Origin of the sequence: Tenacibaculum sp. MEBiC06402, from assembly GCF_049239625.1 — a bacterium.
In the GTDB taxonomy this organism is placed as follows: domain Bacteria; phylum Bacteroidota; class Bacteroidia; order Flavobacteriales; family Flavobacteriaceae; genus Polaribacter.
The window spans coordinates 171318-192157 of sequence record NZ_JBMKKT010000083.1 but is presented as its reverse complement, the minus strand read 5'-3'; the positions used below and the strand labels follow the sequence as shown (position 1 = coordinate 192157).

The 20840-nt window shown below is 30.0% G+C and carries 21 protein-coding genes; 6 read left to right on the top strand and 15 right to left on the bottom strand.

Translation table 11 applies throughout. The annotated features are described in order from the left end of the window. Window positions 1-52 precede the first annotated feature (52 nt). A complete protein-coding gene (locus ACOSP6_RS02860; protein WP_422093234.1) occupies window positions 53-1051 on the top strand; it encodes an Ig-like domain-containing protein in 999 nt (332 codons plus the stop codon). Between the two features lie 88 nt (window positions 1052-1139). Here ACOSP6_RS02860 and ACOSP6_RS02855 read toward each other — a convergent pair whose 3' ends face one another. Next, window positions 1140-1988 (bottom strand): dienelactone hydrolase family protein, encoded by an 849-nt coding sequence (locus ACOSP6_RS02855; RefSeq protein WP_422093233.1) that lies wholly within the window; start codon window positions 1986-1988, stop codon window positions 1140-1142. A 179-nt stretch (window positions 1989-2167) separates the two neighbouring features. On the opposite strand from ACOSP6_RS02855, the gene ACOSP6_RS02850 reads away from it, so the two are divergent. Next, on the top strand, window positions 2168-3505 hold the full coding sequence (locus ACOSP6_RS02850) for an alkaline phosphatase D family protein (protein ID WP_422093232.1): 1338 nt from the start codon (window positions 2168-2170) through the stop codon (window positions 3503-3505). Between the two features lie 42 nt (window positions 3506-3547). Here the strand turns inward: ACOSP6_RS02850 and ACOSP6_RS02845 are convergent, their stop codons facing one another. After that, the gene (locus ACOSP6_RS02845; RefSeq protein WP_422093231.1) at window positions 3548-4720 is read right to left on the bottom strand and encodes a metallophosphoesterase; all 1173 of its coding nucleotides are present in this window, start codon (window positions 4718-4720) and stop codon (window positions 3548-3550) included. A gap of 191 nt (window positions 4721-4911) precedes the next feature. Here ACOSP6_RS02845 and ACOSP6_RS02840 point away from each other — a divergent pair, with 191 nt between their 5' ends. The 3 genes from ACOSP6_RS02840 (at window position 4912) to ACOSP6_RS02830 (ending at window position 7657) form a co-directional block, all read left to right on the top strand. After that, window positions 4912-5736 carry a sensor histidine kinase gene (locus ACOSP6_RS02840; RefSeq protein WP_422093230.1) on the top strand — a complete coding sequence of 275 codons (825 nt, stop codon included), beginning with the start codon at window positions 4912-4914 and terminating at the stop codon, window positions 5734-5736. After that, the gene (locus ACOSP6_RS02835; protein WP_422093229.1) at window positions 5733-6419 is read left to right on the top strand and encodes a LytR/AlgR family response regulator transcription factor; all 687 of its coding nucleotides are present in this window, start codon (window positions 5733-5735) and stop codon (window positions 6417-6419) included. The genes ACOSP6_RS02840 and ACOSP6_RS02835 overlap by 4 nt, the downstream gene beginning before the upstream one ends. 140 nt (window positions 6420-6559) lie before the next feature. Further along, window positions 6560-7657: an OmpA family protein gene (locus tag ACOSP6_RS02830; protein WP_422093228.1), complete on the top strand. Its 1098-nt coding sequence runs from the start codon at window positions 6560-6562 to the stop codon at window positions 7655-7657. Between the two features lie 52 nt (window positions 7658-7709). Here the strand turns inward: ACOSP6_RS02830 and ACOSP6_RS02825 are convergent, their stop codons facing one another. Further along, window positions 7710-8168, bottom strand: a complete 459-nt coding sequence (locus tag ACOSP6_RS02825) for a thioredoxin family protein (RefSeq protein ID WP_422093227.1) — start codon at window positions 8166-8168, stop codon at window positions 7710-7712. A 373-nt stretch (window positions 8169-8541) separates the two neighbouring features. Here ACOSP6_RS02825 and ACOSP6_RS02820 point away from each other — a divergent pair, with 373 nt between their 5' ends. After that, window positions 8542-10422 (top strand): sensor histidine kinase, encoded by a 1881-nt coding sequence (locus ACOSP6_RS02820; RefSeq protein ID WP_422093226.1) that lies wholly within the window; start codon window positions 8542-8544, stop codon window positions 10420-10422. 4 nt (window positions 10423-10426) lie between these two features. Here ACOSP6_RS02820 and ACOSP6_RS02815 read toward each other — a convergent pair whose 3' ends face one another. Genes ACOSP6_RS02815 through ACOSP6_RS02760 form a run of 12 tightly spaced genes read right to left on the bottom strand, consistent with a single transcriptional unit; the run spans window position 10427 to window position 20765 of the window. Beyond that, window positions 10427-10960 carry a CIA30 family protein gene (locus ACOSP6_RS02815; RefSeq protein WP_422093225.1) on the bottom strand — a complete coding sequence of 178 codons (534 nt, stop codon included), beginning with the start codon at window positions 10958-10960 and terminating at the stop codon, window positions 10427-10429. Between the two features lies 1 nt (window position 10961). Beyond that, window positions 10962-11642 (bottom strand): SDR family NAD(P)-dependent oxidoreductase, encoded by a 681-nt coding sequence (locus tag ACOSP6_RS02810; protein WP_422093224.1) that lies wholly within the window; start codon window positions 11640-11642, stop codon window positions 10962-10964. A gap of 6 nt (window positions 11643-11648) precedes the next feature. Next, a complete protein-coding gene (locus ACOSP6_RS02805; RefSeq protein ID WP_422093223.1) occupies window positions 11649-11915 on the bottom strand; it encodes a TIGR03643 family protein in 267 nt (88 codons plus the stop codon). After that, on the bottom strand, window positions 11905-12330 hold the full coding sequence (locus ACOSP6_RS02800; RefSeq protein ID WP_422093222.1) for a hypothetical protein: 426 nt from the start codon (window positions 12328-12330) through the stop codon (window positions 11905-11907). Before ACOSP6_RS02800 ends, ACOSP6_RS02805 begins: the two co-directional genes overlap by 11 nt. Next, window positions 12327-13817: a deoxyribodipyrimidine photo-lyase/cryptochrome family protein gene (locus ACOSP6_RS02795; protein WP_422093221.1), complete on the bottom strand. Its 1491-nt coding sequence runs from the start codon at window positions 13815-13817 to the stop codon at window positions 12327-12329. The genes ACOSP6_RS02800 and ACOSP6_RS02795 overlap by 4 nt, the downstream gene beginning before the upstream one ends. Then, window positions 13807-15330 carry a cryptochrome/photolyase family protein gene (locus tag ACOSP6_RS02790; RefSeq protein ID WP_422093220.1) on the bottom strand — a complete coding sequence of 508 codons (1524 nt, stop codon included), beginning with the start codon at window positions 15328-15330 and terminating at the stop codon, window positions 13807-13809. Before ACOSP6_RS02790 ends, ACOSP6_RS02795 begins: the two co-directional genes overlap by 11 nt. Then, complete coding sequence (locus tag ACOSP6_RS02785; protein WP_422093219.1) at window positions 15331-16635, bottom strand: DASH family cryptochrome; 1305 nt, start codon at window positions 16633-16635, stop codon at window positions 15331-15333. It lies immediately after the preceding gene. Continuing rightward, window positions 16611-16754: a DUF2256 domain-containing protein gene (locus tag ACOSP6_RS02780; protein ID WP_422093218.1), complete on the bottom strand. Its 144-nt coding sequence runs from the start codon at window positions 16752-16754 to the stop codon at window positions 16611-16613. The genes ACOSP6_RS02785 and ACOSP6_RS02780 overlap by 25 nt, the downstream gene beginning before the upstream one ends. After that, complete coding sequence (locus tag ACOSP6_RS02775) at window positions 16751-18172, bottom strand: SDR family oxidoreductase (protein ID WP_422093217.1); 1422 nt, start codon at window positions 18170-18172, stop codon at window positions 16751-16753. The genes ACOSP6_RS02780 and ACOSP6_RS02775 overlap by 4 nt, the downstream gene beginning before the upstream one ends. Window positions 18173-18175: 3 nt before the next feature. Then, a complete protein-coding gene (locus tag ACOSP6_RS02770) occupies window positions 18176-18805 on the bottom strand; it encodes a flavin reductase family protein (RefSeq protein WP_422093216.1) in 630 nt (209 codons plus the stop codon). Next, complete coding sequence (locus tag ACOSP6_RS02765; protein ID WP_422093215.1) at window positions 18805-20115, bottom strand: ABC1 kinase family protein; 1311 nt, start codon at window positions 20113-20115, stop codon at window positions 18805-18807. Before ACOSP6_RS02765 ends, ACOSP6_RS02770 begins: the two co-directional genes overlap by 1 nt. Next, complete coding sequence (locus ACOSP6_RS02760; protein ID WP_422093214.1) at window positions 20112-20765, bottom strand: TetR family transcriptional regulator C-terminal domain-containing protein; 654 nt, start codon at window positions 20763-20765, stop codon at window positions 20112-20114. The genes ACOSP6_RS02765 and ACOSP6_RS02760 overlap by 4 nt, the downstream gene beginning before the upstream one ends. Window positions 20766-20840: the final 75 nt, after the last annotated feature.

Here is a 20840-nt window from a genome sequence, read left to right as displayed (position 1 = left end):
TAACATTTTGAAGCATTTAGTGCTTATACTATTAATAATATCAACTTTGGAGATGTCTTCTCAATCACCAAAGTTTTCTTTTACAAAAGAGTTTGTACAGGTTTCAAATACTAGTTCAGGTAAAGAACTCAAGGTTTATAAAGGAGCTTATAAAAACTCTGATGAAATTTTAAGTAAAAAAGCTTTACTTGGAAATGTTTCAAGAACTGATAAATCAATACGATTTACTCCACTCCTATCTTTTCAGGAAAATAAAATGTATACGGCTGTTTTCGAAAATGAAATTTTTGTTTTCAAGATACCTCTAAATCCTAATCACGAACAATTAAAAGTAGTAGATGTATATCCTAGAACCGCTACTTTACCTTCTAACTTTTTAAAGTGGTATGTCGAGTTTTCTAAGCCTGTAAACAGCACTAATATTTACAATCATATTTCATTAGTAAATAATAAAACTGGAAAAAAAGTGGATAGAGCTTTGTTACCATTAGAAACTCCATTAATTTCTGATGATGGTAAAATTCTTACTTTATGGATTGAACCTGGTCGACAAAAAAGAGATTTAGGACCAAACAAAAGACTTGGTGAAGTCTTAAAAGAAGGAGAATCATATACTTTACTTATTTCTAAAAGTTTAAAGGATATTGAAGGATTTTCTATGAAAACTGACTTTCATTATTCTTTTGAAGTGATTGAAAATGATAGAGAAAGTCCAAATATCACAAGATGGACACTTGAATTACCAAAATCTAATACCCAAAATTCGCTTATAATCAATTTAAATGATACCTTAGATTATGGAAGTCCATACAATAATGTAGTTATCGTCGATGAAAAAGGAAAACAGATTCAAGGAGTTTTCTCTATTAACATGAATGAAGAAAGAATTGTCTTTAGACCAGATAATAACTGGGAAAGAACTTACTACACTATACATTGTAATAAACTAATAGAAGATGTGGCTGGAAATAATTTAGAACGTTTATTTGATAGAGATATTCGAAAAGAAGTAAAAGCGCCAATTTTAGAACTCTATTTTTCTCTAAATTAATTTATAGAATACGAACATTTATCAAATAAAAAATACGATTACAGTAGCTAGTAATCGTATTTTTTTATCGGTTATTTGAGTAGATTATTTACTCTCCCTTAAAAACATCATTTAATAGCTGTTGTAAACTTTCCCAAGATTTTTGATCAGCTTCTGCATTATAAGCTAATGGCAGATTGAATTTTTTTCCGTTTTCATCTGCTTCTTTAGATGTAAAACTATGTGTAGCACCAGGGTAAGCAATATACTCATACTTTTTACCTAAAGAATCTAATGCCGATGTAAATGCCTTAACCGATTCTGGACTTACAAATGGATCTTCTGCTCCATTACAAACTAATACTCTAGCTTTTAAATCTTCATTAGGCATCACAGGAAGTTGCACACCACTGTGAAAAGCAGCTACAGCAGCCAAATCTTGTCCACTATTTGCCATAGTTAAAGCTACACTACCTCCAAAACAGTATCCAATAGCCGCAATTTTTTCTGCATCAACAGACTCATGTTTTTTTAATAAATCAACAGCAGCATTAAATCTGGCTTTCGCAACAGGTAAGTTAGACATTACATTTTTAGCGAATTTACCTGCATCATCAGGATGCCCAGCTTGTTTTCCATCACCATACATATCAATTGCTATAGCTGTATAGCCAAGTTCTGCTAACATATCTGCACGTTTTCTAACATAGTCATTATGTCCCCACCATTCATGTACAATAATTATTCCTGGACGTTTTTCCTTTTTATTTTCGTTAAAAGCTATATACCCTTTCATTTTTGTAGAATCTGTAGCATAAATAACTTCTTCTCCTTTAACTTTTTCAGGTAGGTCTTCAACAACAGTTTTTTCTTCTGTTTTGGAAGCTTTCTCTGTTTTACAAGAAAATACAAATGCTAACGTAAAAATGAGTACAAAGGTTGTTTTTAATAGTTTCATTATGGTTAATTTTATATGAAAGATAAAGATACTAATTGTAAGGAATACATTCAATAATTATAGCTAATGCTAGAAGTAATTAATAGGGAAATAATGATTTCTTTAAATTCTAAAAACATTTGTTGAGAAAGTACTAGTATATTTGTTTGTTATCAATAGAATTATTTAAACTTATAAAAATGATAAAGAAGTTATTGTATACGGTTGTTTTGTCTTGTATTAGTTTTATGAGCTTTGGACAAGATTTGGTGCAATCTGGACCAATGGTTGGTTATTCAACTATGAAAGAGGCTTTACTTTGGGTACAAACAACGAAAGCTGCTGAAGTACATTTCGTATATTTTGATAAAGCTAATCCTAAAAAGCGATTTAAGACTGAAAAATATACAACTGAAAAAAAATATGGATACGTAGCGCGTTTAATTGCTGATGAAATTTCACCTGGAAAAAAATATACATATGAAGTGTATATTGATGGAAGAAAAGTGAAAAGAGACTATCCCATGGAGTTTCAATCACAAACATTATGGCAATGGAGAACTGATCCACCAGAAGTTAATTTTGCAGTTGGAAGTTGTAATTATGTGAATGAAAAAGAAGTTGATAGACCAGGGAAACCTTATGGAAGCGAGCATGAAATCTTTGAATCTATTCATCAAAAAAGACCAGATTTTATGTTGTGGTTAGGTGATAATACTTATTTAAGAGAAGTAGACTGGAATTCTAGAACTGGTTTTTTACATAGATATACACATACTCGTTCATTACCAGAAATGCAACCTTTATTAGCATCAACACATCATTACGCTATATGGGATGATCATGATTTTGGGCCTAATAATGCTGATGGTAGCTTTGCAATGAAAAAAACAGCATCTGAAATTTTTAAACTATTCTGGGGAAATCCGAATTATGATGTAATAGATAAAGGAGGAATTACCGGACATTTTCAGTGGGCTGATTTAGATTTCTTCTTATTAGATAATCGTTATTATAGAACAGCTAATAATAATCATACTGAAGAAAGACAAATGCTTGGTAAAGAACAAATAGATTGGTTGATAAATGCCTTGACTTTCAGTAGAGCTCCTTTTAAGTTTATAGCAATTGGTGGACAATTTATTAGCTCGGAAGCTATGTATGAAAATCATGCAATCTATCAGAATGAACGTAATTATTTGATTCAAAAAATACGAGAAGCAAAAATAGAAGGCGTTATTTTTCTTGACGGAGACAGACATCATACAGGTTTAAGTAAAATGCAAGAGAGTGATAGAGTTCCTCCTATTTATGACTTAACATGTTCTTCTTTAACTGCTGGAGCACATGCAAATAAAGAAGCTTTAAACATGTATAAATTAGAAGAAACACTAGTTGGGCAGCATAATTTTGGAATGTTAAAAGTTAGTGGTCCTCGTAAAGAAAGAGTTCTTACGATTCAAATTTTAGATAAAGATGGTAAAGAGTTGTGGACTAAAAATATTAAAGCCAAGGATTTAAGATATAAGAGAAGATAAAAATCAAATAAAAGCGAACCTATGTTGGTTCGCTTTTTTTAATTATAGTTGCTCTACTTTTCCATTATGAAATACACGGTAATACTTTTCTCCTTCAATTAATAAACCTTCTGATTTTCGATTAGGCCAACTATTTATATAGTCTTTGGGATGCACAACATCAATAGCATAGACTTTTCCTTTATAGAGTTTTTTTACTTTCGATTGTAATGTATGACCTACTACAATACTTTTTGCATTAAAATTATTGAGCCCCTTCTCTACTTCAATTTGTGTTAATTCATCTTTAAAATATCCACGGTACCAACAAACTCCTTTCTTATTAGAAGTAATTAGCTGTTCTACTGTTTTCTGAGGCTTAGGAAAATACGGTTTGAAATAATGTTTTCTATTAATCGCATTTATTTCATCTATTGAAATACTTGTTTTTACAATTTCAGGATGAATTCCGCCATGTGTGAACAAAACACCATTAATAAGTTCAATACTATTTTTACTAGCTAACCACCTTCCTAAAAATGCTTTTTTATTATACAATTCATATCGCTTTTTTCCAAGGATAGAAGCCACAGCATAGTATTTTTGTTCAGAAGATTTATATTGTCCTTGCATATTATATAATTCGTGGTTACCAATTATAAAATGAACATTTCCGCCATGTTGCTTAGCTTTTTGTTCAAGCATGTAGATAAACCATAATACTTGAGTTGTTGAGTTTCCTCTATCAACAAAATCACCAACTAAAACCAAATGATTGTCCTTAAATATCCAATATAGTTTTTCATTAATTACATCGTTTTTAATTAGAAAATCTCTGAATGTTTTAAAACCACTTTCTATATCTGATATAGCAAGTACTTTTTTTCCTGTACTATACGTTGATTTAGGTGGCTTTATAATATGATTTAATTCAAAATTAAAGCTCGAACTATCTAATGGAAAATAACAACTTAAAGAGGTCTTCTTTTTGATATTACATGAATCTGATTTCACAAAAAAACCATAAGCTCTAGTTCCTTTTAAATAATTCACACTGAAAGTACTATCATTTTCATAAAAAACATAAGGACCTTCATTCTCTAAATTATATGCTAAAGAGTTTTGATTGTAGTTTAAAGATCCATTTAAATAAATTAACAGAAACGCCCCTGTTATTAATAATAAAAATAATGTTATAAAAATATGCTTTAGATATCTTATTATTCTTTTTTTCATTTAATTAAGTTTAATTCTTCTCAAATGTAAATGGTGAATAATGAGATCAAAAACTTTTGGGATAAACGTATCAAAAATGATTTCATACATTTCTATTCGCATGAAAATGAAAAAAAGGACTTTTATCAATTAAATCTATCTGTTCATCACTAAAACTTTAATTACCATAAAGAAATTACTACTTTTCAATCATGATTCAAATACTAGATAAATACAAAAAAATAATAATCTCAATTATCATTATTTCTATACTGATTCCTTTGATTTATTTAAGTTATATCATTATTGAATCAAAGCAAGATTCAGTTCGGGTAAGCATTGGTTTAAATTCAATATTCGAAATTATTCTTTTGATTTTCTATATTTTGCTTCTCTTTATTGTATTCAGTTATCTTATTTCCTGGTTCATCACTAAAATTCAATATGTATTAAATCTAAAAAAAGAGAAAGCAAAAACTGAATTACAACATCTACAATCTCAAGTAAATCCTCATTTCTTCTTTAATATGCTAAACAACTTATATGGTTTGGTAGATAGTGATCGTGAAAAGGCTAAACGATTAATTCTTCAGCTTTCCGATATGATGCGTTACAGCATATATGAAGGACAAAAAGAGTTGGTAACTTTAGAACAGGAAATAGATTTTATTCAAAGCTTTTTAGAGTTACATAAAATGCGTTATCATAAAAAGATTGATATTAATTTCAACGTGGATGTTCAGAGTTTAAATCTAAAATTAACCCCGTTACTATTCATTATTTTAGTTGAAAACGCGTTTAAACATGGTGTAGAAGTTTTGCGAGATAATGCCTATGTAACAATAAATATTACAGAACAAAATGGTACTATAAAATTGCATGTAGAGAATAATTTTGATACCGAATTAAAAACAGAAAATGGTATTGGATTATCCAACTTAAAAAGAAGACTTGAACTTCTATATCCTAAAAACCATAAGTTTAGTAAGTTAATTAAAGAAGATGTGTACACCACTCAATTATTATTAATGCCATGATAAAATATATAATTATCGATGATGAATCTGTAGCACATGATATTATTAGAGGATATTGTGATGCTTTACCCAATTTTTCATTAGTGCAGAGTTGTTATGATGCTATTGAAGCTCTTGAGTGTATTAGAAATAATAAAATAGATTTAATATTTCTGGATTTAAATATGCCTAAATTAAATGGTTTTGATTTTTTGAAGACTCTTCAACATCCACCTAAAGTAATTGTAACTACAGCATACCAAGAACATGCTTTAGAAGGATATGAATTGAATGTTGTTGATTATTTATTGAAACCATTTAGTTTTGAACGTTTTTTAAAAGCTATCAATAAATTAGACTTTAAAGTAAATTTAGAAAGTAAACGTTCCGAGGAAAATCACCCGGAAAGCTTATTTGTGAAATCGAATAAAAAACTAATCCAAATAAACTTTGATGAAATTTTATTTATTGAAGCTCAAGGGAATTATTGTAAAATAGTTAGTGTGAATGAAGAAATACAAACACGAGAAAAGATTTCTGATTTTATGGAACGATTATCAAAAGTAGATTTTTATCAAGTTCATAAGTCATTCATAATTTCAAAAAAACATATTAAGTCAATAGAAGGAAATAGAATTTATATTCAGGATTATATTATTCCCATTGGAAAATCATACAAAACTAACTTAACTAAATTCCTGTAAGTATTAATTATTTATCTAAAATAATTAATCAGAATTGATCATAGAATGAATTTTAATTCTGATAACTGTGACCTATCTCAATAATCTATGTCATATTTTTTAGAAAAGTTAAAATTTTATTAATTAAATTAAAATTCATCATGAAAAAATTGATGTTAGGGGCAATCTTAATTGGAAGTATTTCATCGTATTCACAAGATTTACCAGAAAACCCAGAACCAGGAAAGTGTTATGTTCGTTGTAAAACCCCAGAAGTCTGGAAAAACGAAGATGTAACCATTGAAATAGCTCCAGCTTATAAAAGAATAGTAACATACCCTGCCCAATATAAAACAGTAACTGAGAGAGTTATTGTAAAAGAAGCAGGTCAACGTTTAGAAGTTGTTCCAGCAGTATGGGAAAACAAACAAGTAAGCTATACAGCAAAAGAAGATGCAAATAGGTTAACGGTTATTAACGCTACTTTTAGACCAGATGAGGAAACAATTGAAACCAAAGCGGCTTCAGCTCGTTGGGAAATGAGTGAGAAAGCTCCTGATTGTGAATCTAGTGATCCAAATGATTGTAGATATTGGTGTTATAAGCCAACTCCGGCTAAATTTGTAACTATTCCAATTACTAAATTAAATAGTGATGCTAATACGAATAAAGTAGCCGTTCCAGGTTATGAAAAAACATATACGAAAAGAGTTATGGTTAAACCTCCAACTACTCGTACTGTTGAAATTCCTGCCGTTTACAAAGAAATTACTAAAACTGTTTTAGTTAAAGATGCATATAAAGAAGAAATAACTGTACCAGCTAAATATAAAAATGTAACTAAAGAAGTACTTGTTAATAAAGGAGGATTAACAACTTGGAAAGAAGTTGAGTGTGAATTATTAACATATAATCCATTACCAATTAACTGGAATTTAGGAAGTGCTACGTTAACTTCTGCAGCAAAAAGATTAATTGACTCAAGGTTATTACCGGTTTTAAAAGATGGTGTTCAGGTAGAATTAGCATCACATACAGATTCTAGAGGTTCTAAGGCATCAAATTTAGATTTATCTGAAAGAAGAGCTCAAGCTGTAGCAAATTATTTAATTTCTAAAGGCGTTAATGATAGCCAATTAGTAGCTAAAGGTTATGGAGAATCTAGATTAAAGAATAGATGTTCAGATGGTGTTACTTGTACGGAAGCTGAGCATAGAGTAAATAGAAGAACAGAGTTTAGAGTAATTAATCAAAAATAATTAGATTACATCTAAAACGTCATAAAAAATCCGTTGCGAAAGCAACGGATTTTTATTTTATATAACTTTCAAAAAATGGATAATAATACTCGGTTAATATCAACCCTTTCTTTACACCCATTACTTTTTGTCGATGATTTAAAACTAACAGCGTCGGATAAGAAGAAACCTTAAATTTCTTTACAAGTTTTTTATTCTGTTCTAGTCGTTCCTTTGTAACTAAATCCTGATTCATTGGAATATCTGCTTCATATAAAACAAAATGATTTTCCGATAAATTTTTAAATTTTTCAGTACTAAATAATTCCTGATCCAATTTTTTACAAGGTCCACACCAATCAGAACCTTTGAAATAAACTAACAAAGGCTTCTTTTCTTTTTTCGATAATTGTAAAGCTTCTTTATAAGATAAACTCCAAAGATCTTTTTTAGGAATCGAATCATTGCTTTCTTGAGCAATCAATAAATTATTAAAAACAAAAAGAAATGTTAGTACTATTACTTTTCTCATACTTCAAAATTAGATTTTAAAATTAACAAAAATAATACCAAAGAGAAAATCTAATGTTTTCAGATGAGGACGATATAACTTTGACTAACATTTTGAAACTTTTTCTAATATTTTAAAGGATTAACATCATTTTTTGAAAAATATTAGAAAATGATATATTTAACATATCACAAAAGTCATTAATAATAACTACATTGGTAAAGTGAAATACATAGTATACCAATATTTATACAACAATCCCCCAATGTATAGATTGAAAAACTTTTTTTTAAAAATTGTCTTTTGTTTTTGTTGGTTGTTTTTTTTAAGTTATTCGAGTTCTGCTCTACAAACCCCCGATAATAAAGAGCTTAGAATACACCTTCATAACAATGTGATAAATGGAAATTCTGAAATTGTATTAGATTCAGAATGGGAATTTTATTGGAACAAATTATTATCACCCAAAGATTTTGAAAAAGAAATTAGTCCCGATACTATAGTAAAAACACAAACTTGGACACACTTTATTCTTAAAAACAAAAGGCTTCCTACTTTTGGATATGCAACTTACAGGTTACAATTTTCCATGCCTCTAGATAGGCCAAATACCTCTCTTTTTATACCTCCAGCCTATTCTTCATCTAAAATATGGATTAATGGAAGATTAATGTCCGAAATAGGTATAGTTGGAGCAACCAAAGAAACTACTTTACACAGAAGATTTTCGAAAAAAATTGATTTAGACAAACATGAATCAAATTTTGAAATTGTAATTCAGGTTGCAAATTTTTACCATAACAAAGCAGGCATTGATAAAGATATAATTTTAAGTGAGACAAATTATCTAGAGAAAAAGTTGAGAAAAAAAATTATAGCTGATATGTTATTTATTGGTTGTTTAGGTTTTATAGGTTTTTTCTTTCTTTTGTTTTTCTTTTTCTATTGGAATAAAGATAAAGCGATATTACACTTAGGTCTTGCCTGTGTTTGTTTGTCATATATGGCAGTAAGTAGCAGATATGCTCCTCTCACGGATGTTTTTCCAAATATAAGTTGGATATTACTTACTAAAGTTGAGTATCTCTCATTGTTTTATGCTGGTACTGCTGCCAGTTTGTTTTTTAACCAGATTTTTAAAGGGTTTTCCCACAAGTTATATCCCAAAATTTTGCGCTATTCTTTCTACTTGTTAGCAACGCTAATTATAGTACTTCCTGCTCCTTACTTCACTGAGTTTGTAGTTCCTTTTTTAGTATTTATGATTATCAATATTTTATATGTTTTTTTCATAATTGCTAAATCTTTAAGAGAGAAAAAACATGATTCTATATTATTATTGGTTAGTATGTTACTAGGAACAATTGTTTTTTTCTTACATATTTTTGTTTTTCTTGGAAAAATAGAGAATACTATAATCTATGTAAATTTTGGTTATGTAATTGTTTTTTTAATGTTATCCATGCTATTGATGTACCGATTCTCAACTTCATTTAAACAATTGGCAAAATCAAGAGAATTAGCTGTAAATCAACGAAAAGAGATTACATTACAATCAAATGAACTTACTAAGGTCAATTTAGAGCTTAAGGAAAATTTAAAACAATTAGAAAGTTCAAATGCCGAATTAGATAGTTTTAATCATATTGTCTCTCACGATTTGAAAGCGCCATTGGTAGCCATGCACACGCTTATTACATTTATTGAAGAAGATTTAGAATTGGTAATGGATGAAAATGCGAAAAAACATTTTGGATTGTTAAAGAATAGAGTTTCTAAAATGGACGGATTAATTAACGGTCTTTTAGAGTATTCAAAAGTTGCGAAAGGAAGTAAAAAGAAAGAATTATTCAGCTTGAATAATTTATTGAAAGACGTAGTTGATATATTAAATCACACTAAGCAGAATTTAATCCACTTACCCGATGAAGATATTCAAGTGTATGCGAATAGAATAGCATTAGAACATGTTTTTCAAAACCTCATTAGTAATGCCATAAAATATAATGATAAAGAAAAAGCTGTAATAGAAATTACAGCCTTAATTACAGATGAAGAATATGTGTTTTCAGTAAGTGATAATGGCCCTGGAATTGACACGAAATATCATTCGAAAATATTTGAGATGTTTAGTAGATTGGACAAAGATGATGAGCACAGTACTGGAATTGGTCTTACTATTGTGCAAAAATTAGTTACTGAAAACAACGGTTTTATCTCTGTTGAGTCAGAAGAGGGTCAAGGGACTACAATAAAGTTTAGCTGGAAGGTATGATATCTTAAATGATTTTTATATAATCAATTTCCAATTCAAAATTTTCATCTCTTTTATTTCCAATTAAAATTGCGATTTCTTCAATTCTATTCCAATTAAAATTGGCCTTATTAAGTTTATATCCTCTGTAAGCAGGATAAAAATCTTCAAGTAATAATTCTATAGTTTCCCATTCATTTTGGGTTTGAAAAGAATTTACATACGAATAACGCTGATAGGATTTTGATTTAATTCTAAACTGATAGTTTTTCGAATCACCTTTAACTCTTAGTACTATCTTCTTTTGCATCGAATTTAAATCTATACTGACTGGTAATTTTGTCATAGCAAATCCTCCATTATTTTCAGTTGACACTTTTCCCTGAAAGACTCCATGACCATTGCTGTTTAATGTAATTTTTGATGTTGAAACACCGCCCATAACATCGTCGTTAGTAATATACCAATTATTGATATCGCAAGTTTTAGAGAAATCAAATAAAATCAAATCTGTAGTAGATAAACTCATTACAAATAAAAAGGATAGAACATATTTCATATTATAATTTTAAACTAACAATTCCAGCATCAATAGGAAATACTTGTCCAGAGATTGCCGAAGATTGTTCTGATAATAAATAAGAAGCTAAACTGGCAACTTCATCAGCTTTTAAATATTTCTTTAACGGATGGCGGTTTTCCATATTCTCTTTTTGCTTTTCGTTTCTCAATAGCTTTTCCGCTAAAGAAGTATCGGTTACTGTTGGAGCAATACAATTAAAACGAACTTTAGTTGCAAATTCACCTGCTAATGATTTTGCTAAGCCCTCCACTGCTGACTTACTAGCGGCTACGCTCGCATGAAATGGCATTCCTAATTTAGTAGCGACCGTACTGAATAAAACTACACTAGCATCATTATTCTTTAATTGATTGATATATTTTTGTATGACTTTTACTGCACCAATTACGTTAATTTCAAAGTCGTTTCTAAAATCATCTAGCGAAAGACGATTTACAGGTTTTAGATTAATACTTCCTGGGCAGTATACCAAACCATGAATGTCTTCATTTAGTTCCGGCATTTCGTCTTGTAAAATATCAACTGAATAATGAGTAACATTTGGGTGAGACTCAGCTTCACTCCTACTAAAATTTATTATTTTATGATTTTGCTTTAATTGGTTAATTATAGCATTTCCAATTCCTTTACTTCCACCTACTACTATGATAGTTTTCATATTGTATTATCTTTTTGATATTTTATTGTTTGAAATATTTCGTTGTCGTGTGCATTTAAATCTTCCTTTATCAAACTCACGTTTTGCCTGATGTTTGGTTGCCCGACCTGTAACTCTTTTTCGCCACATTCTAAAGCTTGAAGGCTTCATTTCTTTACGCATTAAATCAATAACTTCTTGCTCTTTTAATCCAAACTGAAATTGAATGGCATCAAAAGTCGTTCGGTCTTCCCAAGCCATTTCTATAATTCTATCGATTTCTCTAACCGTCATAATAATCAAGATTTAAAAATTCATTTTTGTAATCAATCATTTTGTCAATGAATTTTTTGTTTTCTACATAATTTTTATTCTTTAAGAACTTTATAAAATTCCCTTCTGCATGAATACTGAAATAACTAGAATTATAAACCACTAACTTATAGTAAGGAATACACCAAGAGTAACGTTCAAGTCGATTAGTAAAATGAACCAAAATTCCATTTGGTCTTAATTCTAAATTTCCATAATTAAGTTCTGAGAATTGCTTCTGTTTAGAATGTAATTTTTCACTTAACTCATGAATCATAAATCTTCCAGAACCAATTCCCTTCATTTTAATTCGATCAAGAAAACCAAAAGGTTTACCCAATAGCTCTTTACTATGTATGTTAAAATCTTCGTTGTTGTATGTTGTATTAAATATCATTCGTCTCGTAACATTCTACTTCTATTATTAATTGTATGCTTTCTTAGTATTCTCACGCTTTCTTTTAGCACATCTTTATCCTTTTTCATATTCCATAAAATTTCACTAGCTCTTTTTCTGTTTTCTTTTATGTTTACAATTGGATAAGGATAATCAGTACCTAAATGACAATTATTAAACTGTTGATCTAATGGAGTCATTAAATACGGTTCATGAATAAAAGGTGTTGATAAATGCGCTAATTCAGGAACCCATTTTTTAATAAACGTAGCATCAGGGTCATGTTCTTGTCCGTTTTTTATAGGATTATAGATTCTAAGGTTGTTAATTCCAGTTTCACCTGCTTGCATTTGTAACTGCGGAAAATGAATTCCTGGTTCAAAATCTAGAAAACATCTTGACAAATGATGTGTTGCTTCTTGCCAAGGCTGCCATAAAATATGAGTAAAAAAAGAGACTAACATGGCCCTCATTCTAAAGTTTATATAGCCAGTAGTATTTAAACAACGCATAGACGCATCAACTAAAGGAAAACCAGTTTGACCTTTTTCCCAAGCTTCGATATAACCTTTAGAAATTGATTTTTTAAGTTTATGATATCCTTTATTTACACTTGCGTTTTCCATGGTACACTCCATTTCAAACTTCTGAATAAAATGAGCTTGCCATCGCAATCTTGAAATAAATGCACCTAAATGTCTTTTTCCGGATGAATTTTGCTTTACTTCCTTAGCTTTCTGAAAGATTTCTCTTATTGAAACATTTCCCCAAGCTATATACGGAGATAATCTACTACAACTTGTTCTTGAATCTTCAGGTTTAGAAATATGAAACATGTACTTTTCATAGCGTTCATTAAAAAATGAATCGGCATATTTCCAAGCCATTTTGGTTCCTCCATGCTGAAAATTCTTATCCTCATCCGTTTTTAAATTCGTCGTATGAAAATACTCTGAAAGTGAATGTATCTCAGACAAAGAAATAAAACGTTCTGTTGAAGCTTTAAATTCTATTTGAGGCTGGTACATATAGTCTTCCCATTTCTCAAACCAATCATCTCTATTTAAAAGCCCTCGTAAAACACCGTTATTAATGTTTTCTGTCCATTCTATTAAATTATTTCTACAATAACGAGCAAATTCTTTATCCCTATTAAAAGTGACTAATAATCCTGTTTCTTGATGAGAGAATACATTACTTATTGTATATTTTGATTGTAACTGATTAAAAACAGCAAAAATATCTCCAGTTACACTTAAAACTTTTGTGTTGTATTTGGATAAATCCTCATTGATATCTGCGATAGATTGTTTAATAAAATCCCAATGACGCTTACTATAATGTTCATCATTCAATAAAAGATTTTCAAAAACATATAAAAAGAGCACTCTTTTATCTGATTGTAAAGCATTTTGAATTGCTTCATTATCACGAAGTCGTAAATCTCTTTTTAACCAAACAACTGATATTCTTTCTTTATTCATCATGAAATTTTAAAGTATAATTGGTTTCTTTTTCTTCTAACTTGTCTAAAGAATTCAAGAAGCTCTCTGCTGCATCAAAAAGAGTATTTCTTTTTTCTGAAGACATTTTATCAAGGTTAGAAATCAACATTCTTAACCTAGGATTCTTAGCTAATTTATCACGATTAACATCCATGAATCTCCAAAATAAGCCATCCCAAACATCTTCCCAATATCCAGAAGGATAATCACTCATTTTTTTGATATAATTGCTACTGCTTATATATGGCTTGGTAGACATTAATCCTCCGTCAGCAAACAAAGTCATTCCGTACACATTTGGTACCATCACCCAATCGTAGGCGTCGATAAAAAACTCCATAAACCATTGATAAACCTGATTCGGATCAAACTCACAGAGCAACATAAAATTTCCGAGCACCATTAAACGCTCAATATGATGCGTATATCCGGTTTTTAAAATTCTTTTAATGGTGGTATCAATTGGTAGAATTCCAGTATTTCCTGTATAAAATGATGCCGGAATTTTTCGTGAATGATTCCAGTAATTTCGTGTTCTTTCTTCCGAACCTTTTACTTCATAAACTCCTCTTATAAATTCTCTCCAACCTAATATCTGACGGACAAAGCCTTCCAATGAATTTATTGGTATTTCGTTCTTTGCAGCATAATTAATAGCGGATTCAATAACGTATAAAGGAGATAATAATCCTACATTGATTAATGGAGATAGAATACTGTGATGTAGAAAATTTCTGTCTTTTACAATTGCATCTTCATAATCTCCGAACTCATGAAAACGTACTTCTAAAAACTCCTGTAACCATTTTTCAGCTTCAGCAAACGTTGTTGGGTAAATTTGGAACTGATGAAGCTCTCCTAAATTATCTTGAAAGTTTTCACTAATGTAAGTTTTAGCTTCCTTGTAATATTTGTTAATATCTGGAAATAAAACAACCGGGGTGATTTTGTTCTTCGGATATTTCTTTCGGTTCTCTGTATCAAAGGTCCACTTTCCTCCTACTGGATCACCATTCTGAACTAAAATATTTCGTTTTATTCTTTCATCTTTATAAAACGAAGTTTGATAAAATTTTTTCTTTGTCTTTTTAAAAAAGGAAGATAATTCTTCTTTTGAATTGATAAATAAAGGATTATCGAACCATTTAATTTCAGCTTGTACTGTAGATTCTTTAATTCTTTTTGATAACCAATTATCTGTTGGATCAAATAAGAACAATTCTCTGCAGCCTTTGCTTTCGATTTCTGGTATCAATTCTCTAATATCAGATAATGGATTATTTGCTTCAATGTACGTTGTTTTGAATCCTTTTGTATGAAGATAATCTTCATAAAATTTAAGAGTTGCTCTATGAAAAGCTAACTTTTGCTTATGAAAGTTATATTGATTGAAGTATAATAATTCCTCAATCAAATACACATGAATACCTTGAGAAAGATAATCTGTTATGTTTTTGAATAATTGATGTGGAAATATGATACTAATTTTATTCATTTAAAATAATGTTGTTTGTAACCACGTACGCTGAAATTTCCCATTGCTGTCATATCTTTCAGCTTGTAGTTGTATGTTAAACTTTCTGTTTCGAGGGTCATTACCTACTCCAGAGACATATTGCCAATTTCCATAGTTACTGTGTACATCATAATCGATTAGCATACTTTCAAAATACGATGCACCAATTCTCCAGTCTAATTGAAGTTCTTTTGAAAAATATGAGGCCACGTTTTGTCTACCTCGGTTACTCATCCATCCAGTTTCCCGTAATTCAATCATGTTGGCATTAACAAACGGTTCAGAAGTTTCACCATTGATCCATTTTTGAACTAGATCTTCATCTTGCTTCCATTCGTAATCAATTTCCTTAATACCATCAATTTTAAATAACTGATTTCTATGTTTTATAGCGAGGTACTTAAAATAATCTCTCCAAATCAGTTCAAAAATTAACCAATAAGTTGATTGATTTTTTTCAATCAGATTCTCATACTTTTTTACTTCCCAGTAAATAGTAACTGCAGATATACATCCATTAGCTAGCCATGGAGAAAACTTAGAACTATAATCAACTCCCAATAAACCATTACGAGTTTTTTTATAATACGATAGCTTCTTAGAATTAAAAAAATACTCTTTTAGGCGTTCAAGAGCTTCAGTTTCTCCTCCCGAAAAAGGAAAAGCAGAATACGCTGGAGTGTCAAACTCTTCAAATCCCAAATCTTGAAGTGTAATAAACTTAGTTTCCTCTTTAATTAAGTTGGAAATATTTTTCTTTATGGGATAAACTTCCTGTTCGATAACCCCATACTTCTCTAGTTTCTTACGAAACTCAGTAAAAATGTGAGGTGTTTGGCGGGTCTCGAAAGAAATGTTACTTGGTTCAACTAAAAATTGATCGTAATATTCAAACACCTCAACTTGCTCTGGAATTGATGATCTTATATATTGTATTTCAAGTGTTTCTTCACTTGTAAATTCCCTCTGAAAAAAAAGAGCATCCGCGTTATGCGTCAGACAAAATTTTGGCAAAAAAACTTGCGGATGCTCATAACATAAGAAGAGAGAAATGTTTAATTTTTTTAAATTCTCATGTAAATCATTAACAGATTCGATGATAAATTTGGCTCTATATTTTTCGGTTTTTTTAAATCCATATTCGTTTATTTTATAATGATTAGGATTAAAGCAATAAACAGCAATAACCTTGTCATAGTTGGCACAAGCTTTATAGAGAACTTTATTATTTCGTACTCTTAAGTTGTTGGTAAACCATACTATTGCTGTTTTAGATTTTTGCATTTTTTACTACAATATTTAACGTTATCCCAATCTCTTTCCCATTTTTTTCTCCAAACAAAGGGCCTTTCACATGAAGGACAAACTTTGGAAGGTAAATGTTGTTTTTTTACACCTTTCACTGTTCTGCTACTAATGCGTCAATCATTCCATTAAAAACAAAAGCATGAAAAGGTAAAACACTATACCAATACAGTCTTCCCCATATTCCTTTTGGTCTAAATACAGCGCGCTGGAATAATTGATTTTTAACTATCTTAAATTCTAACCAAGCTTCACCAGGTAATTTCATCTCTGCAAAAAGCAATAATCTTTTTCCCTCTTTATCAGCTAATAAAACACGCCAAAAATCCAAAGGATCTCCAGGTTCTAAATAAGAACTATGTGTTCTTCCTCTTCTTAAACCTACTCCTCCAACCAGCTTATCCATATAACCACGAATTTTCCATAACCAAGTAAAACTGTACCACCCATTTTCTCCTCCAATGGACCATATTTTATCAATAGTTTGTTCTTCATTACGAATTTGACGAGATCTTACATCTTTAAAACATCCAAATTGTGGTATTTGAATGTGCTTACTTAGTTGATCTTTAAAAACACCGCTACTTATAGCATCTTTCCAACTTGAGATAACGGCATTTTGTTCAATTTTTTGAAAAGCAACGTCTACTGCTTCTGAATATCTAATAGGTTCTACTCTCAGTAACTCGTTAATATTACTTGGTTTTGCGATCACTTCAACCTTCATACTATCTACCAATGCTTTTGCCAAATTGAATGAAGTTGACGTCACAAAATAGAGCCAGTAGGACGAAAGTCTTGGTGTTAGTACAGGCAATGTAAAAATGTACCTTTTTAAGCCTCTAACCTTAGCAAATTCTAATAACATTTGTTTGTAGGTTAACACTTCAGGTCCACAGATATCAAAAGATTTGTTGTGAACTTTCTCATTTCCTAATCCATTAACTAAAAAACTTAATACATCTCTAATAGCTATTGGTTGCGTTTTCGTATTTAACCATTTCGGAGTAATCATTACAGGAAGCTTTTCAACTATATCTCTAATGATTTCGAAAGATGCACTTCCACTTCCTACAATTATTCCAGCTTTAAATGTGGTTAAAGCATACTTATTTGACGTTAACGTTTGCTCAACTTGTAAACGAGATTGTAAATGTTTGGATAAGGAATTATCATTTACAATTCCACTTAAATAGATTACTTGCTTACAATTTGTCTTTTCAACGAGTTTTTTAAAATTGTCTGCACATTTTTTTTCTAAGTCTTCAAAATCTCCAGAACTTGAGGACATTGAATGAATAAGATAATATGCAGCATCAATATCTTTTGGTAACTCTGGTAGATTCTCTTTTAAAAAATCTACTTTTAAAAACTCTATATTTTCCTTGTTTTCAATTTCATCTGGAATTCTATTTAAATCACGGACACAACAAACAAGTTCATGATTGTTTTCCAACAATTGAAGCACCAAGCGTTTTGCTATATAACCCGTTGTACCTGTGATTAAAATTTTCATTCCTTATGAAATTGTTTTTTTAGGTCTCTGATATTCGTATCTTTTATTAGATTCAGGAATAGCATACGCATCTAAACCATTAATGGCAGCAACATTCCCTTTTGCTAAATCTAAAAAGCCATCTTGAGCATTATACATTTCTTCTTTTACATAAAAGAATTGAATTTCTCCTACAACCAGAAGTGTATCATTAGCTTTAATATAATGCTCCTCTATAAATTTCATAGCGATTTGCACTGGAGACTCTTTTACAAATGGCGCATGAAAATCATTCTTATACTCAGGATTCAGAGCAGTCATATTAAATTCTGAAATACTCTTGTCATATTTAGCCGAAGTATGATGAGCATCTTGTGTAAACTCTTTAGAAATATGATTAACTGTATAATATCCTGTGTTTATAATATTCTCATAGGTGTTTCTTGGAACAGTCGTAGGCCTTAAAATGAAACCTAACAAAGGTGGATTGGACCCTAAATGAACAATTGAACTAAAAACAGCTACGTTCTCCTCTCCTTCATTAGAAACTGTTCCTAATAAATTTGCAGATTTGTAACCTGATAAACTATTCATTAAGTTAATCCTATGAATTTTATCAAACTCATTAATATGTTGTTTTTCGAATAGCTTCATTAATACTTATAGAAATTGTTAATTTTAATGTTAGTTGCCTTTAAATCGTGCATTAAATTGTAAAGGCCAAAAAACGTTCTGTTTATATAAATAAAGTGCTTTGAACCACGATTTCCATTCATATTTCTTAGTTCTGTATTTTTTGCATACTTAGTTCCTAATTCGGTGATTTTACCAAAGAAATCTTTATCCGAAAAATCAAAAACTTCTTGATGAAAAGGTTGTGTGAACAGACTTAACATTTCGTGAAACATGTCCTTAAAGAAAACTATTTCTTCAGGAGAATCATCCTTTCTTAATATTTCTAATTCATATAATTTCTTTTCGAAAAAATCTGGATTGGATATATTCTCTTTCTTTGCTAGCTCGAAATAAGGAATATAGAATTCTTCAGGAACTTCTTTCATGCAACCAAAGTCAAGAACAATAAGTTCATTGTCTTTAGATACAAGAAAGTTTCCAGGATGCGGATCTGCATGTACTTTTCTAAGCTTATGCATTTGATACATGTAGAAATCCCAAAGGGCTTGTCCTAATTTTGTCGCTGTTTGTTTATTTGCATTCCTAGCAGTAAATTCAGAAAGATGAACACCTTCCATCCAATCCATTGTTATTATTCTATCAGAAGAGAATTCAGTGTAGTAATTCGGGAACTTAAGATTCTCAATATGTTTACAAGCATCAACAATAGCTTGACTTTGAGAAACTTCTAAAACATAATTTGTTTCTTCAATTAATTTATCTTCTACTTCTTTGAAATACTTATCACTATCCTTTCCTCTAATATTAAACATTTTAATAGCAATAGGTTTTACTAATGCTAAATCTGTCGAAATACTCTCAGCTACACCTGGATATTGAATTTTTACTGCGTATTTTTTTCCATCTTTAACAGCTAAATGCACCTGTCCGATACTCGCACCACTAACTGCTTCTAGATTAAACTCATCAAATAAGTCATCAGGATTCTTACCGAAATACTTCTTAAAAGTTTTTTTCACCAAAGGTGCCGATAACGGAGGCACGGAGAATTGAGATAATGAAAACTGCTCAACATAAGCTTGAGGAAGAATTCCTTTCTCCATGCTTAACATTTGAGCAACTTTTAGCGCACTACCTTTCAACTGCTTTAAACCATTATAAATATCCTCTGCATTATCCTTATTTAATTGTTCCTTGGCTTCATCCTCTCCATTAACAATTTTGTTGCCATAGTATTTTAAATAATTCACACCAACTTTAGCTCCAGTCTGAACTAATTTTGATGCGCGTTGAATTTTTGATGTAGGTATATTATCTATCGTTTTCATTTGCCAATCGTTTCTTTATATAAAAATTTACCTAAATCAATTACACTTTTTACAGGAGCAATATTCAATAACTCAAAACTTGCATTAACTGATTTTTCAATAAATACATCTGTTTTCTCAAAAGAATTTGAAGTGTCCTCTAACCAAAACTTTAAGGTTATTACAAATTGCATCCAAGCACTCTCTGCAATTGCTTTGTCTTGAATTTTTTCAATTCTATCTTGCTTGAAATCTAGTTTTGGAATCTCTAAAGTGTGAACGAAATTTTGAAAATGTTTCTTTAATCCAGATAACATTTTAACCTTTTTAAGATTGTCTTTTTGATGTTTCAAAGCATAAATCACATAACTTCTATTTGCAATAAAAATTTCAAATATTGTATAGTAATAGCTTAGTAATTTATTTTGAGCATTATACGTTTCGACATCCTCACTTTTTACTAATAATGATAGTGTATTTGTATGGAAAATTTCAAATATTGAGTTTTGAAGAGACTCAAATGAAGTAAAATGTTCGTAAAATATTTGTTCAACAAAATTATTGTTTTTACTGAACAAATATATTGACTTAGGGTTTTCATTATAAGTTAATACATAGTCCATGTATTTCTCAATTATAAAGTCTTTTGTAATATTCTTTTTTTTAGCCATTGGAATTATTTTACTTCTTCAAAGATACGATTTTTTGTTTAAGAATTATGGAAATAATATAAACAAAAATAAATT